The following is a 986-nucleotide window of genomic DNA, read 5'->3' as shown; positions in this document are numbered from 1 at the left end:
TAAATAACCAATTCTTTCGGCCTATCACAAACGGTTTTACCGCGCGTTCTGCTCTATTATTATCGATGCTAAGTCGGCCATCATCAACATAGCGTATGAGCTTGTGCCATTGATTTGCCAGGTAATTAGCTGCCTCTATCAGTTTGCTGTTCCCCACTAAATTTGGCTGATCCTGCTCAAGCCATATTTTTAGCTTGCTAAGAATAGGCAGGCTAACCTCTTGTCTTGCCGTATATTTGTCATCCACACTTTTATCTTTGATGCGTGACTCAACGCCGTACAGTTTTTGGATAAGGCTCAATACCACATCCACTTTGCCGGTTTTGTTTTTACCTTGTAGCTTTTTCGCGTCGATAAATTTACGACGAGCATGCGCCCAGCAGCCGATTAAGGTTGCCTCTGTTCTGGCATAGGCTTGATAGCCATCCACGTGCAAGTACCCTTGATATCCATCAAGATAATTGACCACGCAGGCGGCCGCGCGACTATTGTGGAAGTCGTAAAGTACGATATTAGGGATAGGATTATTCGGGTCTGGTGAATCTCGACCCGAGCAATACACCCACATGTAACTGTTTACTTTGTCCGATTTCACCACCTTTAATGGCGTTTCATCGGCAAACAGCGTGGGTTGCCTTAACAGCTCGGCTTTAAGCCGTTCAACTAATGGCGCGAAGAGTGTGGCTGATTTGTCTATCCAGCTGCTCATGGTCTGTCGACTGAGTTCAATACCGTATTGCTTAAACATCGCTTCCTGGCGATACAGCGGTAACCCGTATTGGTATTTACTGGTGATAAGCTGACTGAGCAAACTGCTGGTTGCAATGCCTTTGTTGATGGGCATGGCAGGCATTGAGGCTTGTTTAATCTGTGTCTGAGTTGAGGATTTATCACAGTGACGGCAGGCGTATTTAGGCCTAATATGCTCAATCACTTTGATTTTAGCGGGTATGAACTCAAGCTTTTCTGACTTATCTTCACCCATT

General features: G+C 45.3%; 1 protein-coding gene. It reads right to left on the bottom strand.

Annotation, left to right across the window (positions count from 1 at the left end):
- The coding region (tnpC, locus tag AAEY57_RS19290) for an IS66 family transposase (RefSeq protein ID WP_350608581.1) at positions 1–986 on the bottom strand (986 nt) is incomplete at both ends.

The organism is Pseudoalteromonas sp. MER144-MNA-CIBAN-0113 (assembly GCF_040308965.1).
GTDB classification, from domain to species: domain Bacteria; phylum Pseudomonadota; class Gammaproteobacteria; order Enterobacterales; family Alteromonadaceae; genus Pseudoalteromonas; species Pseudoalteromonas tetraodonis.
Note: the sequence above shows the minus strand (reverse complement) of the source record. Positions and strands in the feature narration are given on the sequence as shown.